At 49.9% G+C, this 4370-nt stretch carries 5 protein-coding genes; 2 read left to right on the top strand and 3 right to left on the bottom strand.

The window, feature by feature from the left end:
• Nucleotides 1-188: 188 nt before the first annotated feature.
• Entirely contained in the window at nucleotides 189-1064 is an 876-nt protein-coding gene (locus Q0231_RS09055) for a ribokinase (protein WP_269395227.1), read from the top strand.
• Entirely contained in the window at nucleotides 1061-2014 is a 954-nt protein-coding gene (locus Q0231_RS09050; protein WP_299347260.1) for a nucleoside hydrolase, read from the top strand. Before Q0231_RS09055 ends, Q0231_RS09050 begins: the two co-directional genes overlap by 4 nt.
• A 67-nt stretch (nucleotides 2015-2081) precedes the next feature.
• Here Q0231_RS09050 and Q0231_RS09045 read toward each other — a convergent pair whose 3' ends face one another.
• The 3 genes from Q0231_RS09045 to Q0231_RS09035 form a co-directional block, all read right to left on the bottom strand.
• Nucleotides 2082-2462: a VOC family protein gene (locus Q0231_RS09045; RefSeq protein WP_299347258.1), complete on the bottom strand. Its 381-nt coding sequence runs from the start codon at nucleotides 2460-2462 to the stop codon at nucleotides 2082-2084.
• Nucleotides 2463-2530: 68 nt separating this feature from the next.
• Entirely contained in the window at nucleotides 2531-3271 is a 741-nt protein-coding gene (locus Q0231_RS09040) for an AraC family transcriptional regulator (RefSeq protein WP_299347256.1), read from the bottom strand.
• A gap of 21 nt (nucleotides 3272-3292) precedes the next feature.
• Complete coding sequence (locus tag Q0231_RS09035; RefSeq protein ID WP_299347254.1) at nucleotides 3293-4321, bottom strand: D-cysteine desulfhydrase family protein; 1029 nt, start codon at nucleotides 4319-4321, stop codon at nucleotides 3293-3295.
• Between the last annotated feature and the right edge of the window lie 49 nt (nucleotides 4322-4370).

The following is a 4370-nucleotide window of genomic DNA, read 5'->3' as shown; positions in this document are numbered from 1 at the left end:
CAGCATCTTTTTCTCTCGCTTCTTGGCTTTTCTCATGTGCAGCAAACAAAACTTCGCGATCACAGGCAACTGAGCAATTGTCAAATCACCGTGAGTACGTAACAAGGTTTGTAACGGGTTCATTTTATTTTTGACCATATGATAAAATATCTGTAAAAGGCCAAAACTTTAACCGCTGCGAGGTGCCCATGCCTGTCATCAACATCGGATCAATCAACATTGATTACGTCCATCGCGTGCCCCATTTCCCCGCGGCAGGCGAAACCTTGCGCAATCTTTCCTATAGTGCTGGGCTTGGTGGCAAAGGCGCGAACCAGTCAATTGCAATTGCTCTGGCGGGCGGCCAAGTGGATCATGTCGGACGAGTTGGAGAAGACGGACTTTGGGCTAAAGACAAGCTCACAGCGCATGGCGTCAACACATCCAACATTCTCACTGACAATGGCGCATCAGGCCACGCGGTGATCTATGTTGATAACGCGGGTGAAAACACAATCGTCATTCATGGCGGCGCCAACGAAAACTTGACCAAATCACAAATCGCCAATGCATTGGACAGCGCACAACCGGGAGATTGGCTGTTGCTGCAAAACGAAACCAATATGATCTTGCAAGCAGCCCAAGCCGCAAAAGCCAAGGGCCTCAAAGTTGCCTATGCTGCAGCACCTTTTGATGCAGCAATCGCCGCCAAAATGATCCCACATGTGGACCTAATCGCGGTCAATGAAATTGAAGCCGCTCAATTGGCAGACACAATGCATATGCCGGTCAATGATTTGCCGGTCGAAAAAATATTGATCACCAAAGGGTCAAAAGGCGCAACTTACTCCGATGGCGACGAGAGCTTTGGCGTCAAAGCGTTCAAAGTCACCCCCGTCGACACAACTGGCGCGGGCGATACATTCACGGGCTATTTTTTGGCCCGGCTCGACCTTGGCGATGATCCCGCCACTGCCTTAAAAATTGCAAGCGCTGCCGCCGCTATTCAGGTCACAAGACCCGGCGCAGCAGATGCTATTCCCACCATTTCAGAAGTATTTGAGTTCTTGGAGACACATAAATGACCGTCCACAAAATCATCATCGACACAGATCCGGGCATTGACGACGCAATGGCCCTGCACCACGCTTTCGCGGACGAACGGCTTGACGTTGTTGGACTGACCACTGTGTTTGGCAATGTGCCGGTTAAAACCGCTACCCGTAACGCCATTCACCTCACAGACCTTGCAGGACTAAACATACCTGTGGCCGAAGGCGCTGCCACGCCGTTGACCATTGTGCCCAACCCACACGCAGATTTTGTGCACGGCGTCGAAGGTTTTGGCGATTACCCCCCGCAAGTGCCAAGCCGGGAAAAAGACGCGCGTTCCGCTGCTGAGTTTTTGTGTGAAGTGACCAAAGCAAATCCGGGTGAAATCACCATTTGCGCCGTTGGCCCATTGACCAACCTAGCCCTTGCTTTGCAACATGATCCCGAGATCGCGAAAAACGCAAAAAAAGTGGTGATCATGGGCGGCGCCGTCGATGCACCGGGCAATGTCACCCCTTTTGCTGAAGCAAACATCTGGAATGATCCGCACGCGGCACAAGTCGTGTTTGATGCTGATTGGGAGGTTACTTTGGTGGGCTTAGACGTCACCCATTCAGTTAGCTGCAATATGGACGACTTCCGCGACGTCACTAAAAACTCGCCAGACATTGGCAAGTTCTTGGAACAAGTGTCTGACTATTACATCAAATTCTACACCGAAAATGTCGGCGTCAACGGCTGCTATTTGCACGACCCCGCGGCGGTGATCGCCATCACGGATCCGGAGTTTTTTGAGGTAAAAGAAGCGCCGCTAAACACCATTCTTGAAGGTGATGAAGTCGGCAACACAATCGCTGACCCAGCAAAAAATGGCCGCCCCATCAAAATCTGTTTCGAAGTCAACGACCAAGGCGTGAAGGACACGTTCCTCTCAACGCTCAAAAAGGCAGATGCTCGCCGCGACGCACGTCGGAGCATGTAAGCGAAAAACTGCATGGGCAACCAACCGGGTTGCCCATGCAACTATTGGATGACCGAGTTGTTTGGTCTTACTTCATGGAGCTAAGGCCAAACATGTTGCCCTCAGTGTCCTGACACAAGGTGACCCAACCAAACTCCCCGATCGAGAATTTGGGCCGAACGACCTTTCCCCCTGCTTCTTCAACCTTTGCCTCTTCTGTCGAGCAATCTTCAGTCGAGAAATAAACGATTGTTCCGCCTATGCCAGGTGAGCCATGTGCTGACTTTGTCAATGCGCCACCAGCGCCATAGGCGCTCATATCGGCTGGGAAACTCATCATTTTTGTTTGCCCTGTTGGGTCTTTTAGCTCTTCAAGTTTTTGCCCCAGAACCGCTTCATAAAAAGCCACTGCGCGATCCAAATCATTCACATAGATATCGAACCAACCAACTGCATTCATTTTTGACATTTTCATCTCCGCCAAATGTTGTTTATGGCGCAGATCTATCAATCAGCATTCAGTGTGTATTGTAGATATCAGACATCAAACTTTTTGGAGTATTTTCCTGGCGTATATCCCGTGGCCTTGCGAAATGAATGGATAAAGTGGGACTGATCCGCATAGGACAAAGAAGGTTCGCCCCTCAACGCTTGTTGCAAGCGCAACACTTTGAGAAAATCATGTGGCGTAAATCCGGTTGTCCGTTTGAGCACACGTTGCAATTGGCGAGCGGACAAGTTCGCGGCTGTAGCCATATCAGCAACAGAATAAATCTCATCAAGTCGATGAAAGATCTTTTCTGTCACCGGATTTGAGACGACCAATTCATCATCAATAAGCCTTTCGACAAAATCTGACAAAACTGATTGCTTTTCAGCAAAACTCAATTGGCCCATCGCCCGATTTGTTTCAACCAGTGGCAGCTCACCTCCATATGGATGGTCCACCATTCCATAGGTAACCGGCGCAAGCGCACTTTGCCAAACACCGGGCAAAAACCGAATGTTGATAAAGTGAAATTCTCTACCCAAATTCAACTCTTCAGACGAGGCCCGCAATTTGGTGACACCCGCAACATCTCTATTTAATTGGTCAAAAACAATATAAGTGCAGGCATCAGGCAAGGCATGAAATCGATAGTCTTGTGGCAAAACACCATCCGTCTTCAACTCTAAAAACCGATGTACAATTCCACGCAGGTGTTCTGGCGGTTCCACTTCCGTAAATTGCACCGCTTGAATTGTTTTCTCTTTGCCATTTCCTTTGGGGTCATACATGTCTGCGATGGTCCCAGGATCTTACGTTTTATCAACAAACAAGCTCGAATAAGCGCCCAGCGCCTGTGCGCCGCCTGTGTGCAAAAACACCACGTCGTCGCCCTTTTTCAGTTTCCCGGCTTCAATGTCACCAATCAAACCCGCGAACGCTTTACCTGTGTAAACGGGGTCGAGAAGGATACCTTCCTGCTGGGCCATGAGCGCGATTGCCGCATTGCCCTTTGCGTTGGGAATGCCGTACGACGGCTCACCATATCCGCTGAGCACTTGCACATCATCTGATGTGCGTGTGATGTTCACGCCCAAATGCTCCAGCATACCGTCGACCAATTCTTCAACGGTTGTTTGAATGGATGTTGGGTCTTCCTCATTATGAACACCAATAATGGGGAACGGTCGTCCACTTATTATAGACCCCGCCGCCAAACCGGCATGTGTACCCCCGCTTGACGTGCAAAAATATAGGGCCTTTGGCGACAGTTCCGCATCGGCGAGCTGATCATTCAACTCACCAAATGCTGCGACATAACCAAGCGCACCAATTACGTTTGAACCGCCAAGCGGAATGAAATACGGCAGTTTTCCTTGATTGCCTACCATACGCATCAAACAATCACGCACATCGTCGCGATCAAATACATCCGCGTAAACATGCACATGCGCACCCAAAACATGGTCAAGTGTCACATTGCCCGCCAAACGATATGCAGGGTCTTGCCAATTGACCTTATCGATAAGCGCAACATGACATTCGAGGCCCAATTTGGCTGCAGCGGCAGCGGTTTGCCTGCAATGGTTGGATTGTATGCCGCCAATTGTCACCACGCTTAGCGCATCATCGGCTTTCGCAGCCGCCATCAAAAATTCAAGCTTGCGCGTTTTGTTGCCGCCCCCAGCAAGCCCCGTGCAATCATCGCGCTTGATATAGATTGTCGGCCCACCCAAATGTGCACTTAAACGATCCAACCGCTGTAGAGGCGTTGGCAAATGGGCCAATTCGATCCGCGCCGAGTTCGCAAGAACCTTGTCAATTTCACTATTTAAACGCATCTCATTACCCCTTAAGCAGCAAGCCCTACTTCAAATCGCTAACAAACGC

The sequence above is a fragment of the uncultured Maritalea sp. genome, from assembly GCF_937139385.1.
Classification (GTDB): domain Bacteria; phylum Pseudomonadota; class Alphaproteobacteria; order Rhizobiales; family Devosiaceae; genus Maritalea; species Maritalea porphyrae_A.
This window is presented reverse-complemented; position numbering and strand designations above follow the sequence as displayed.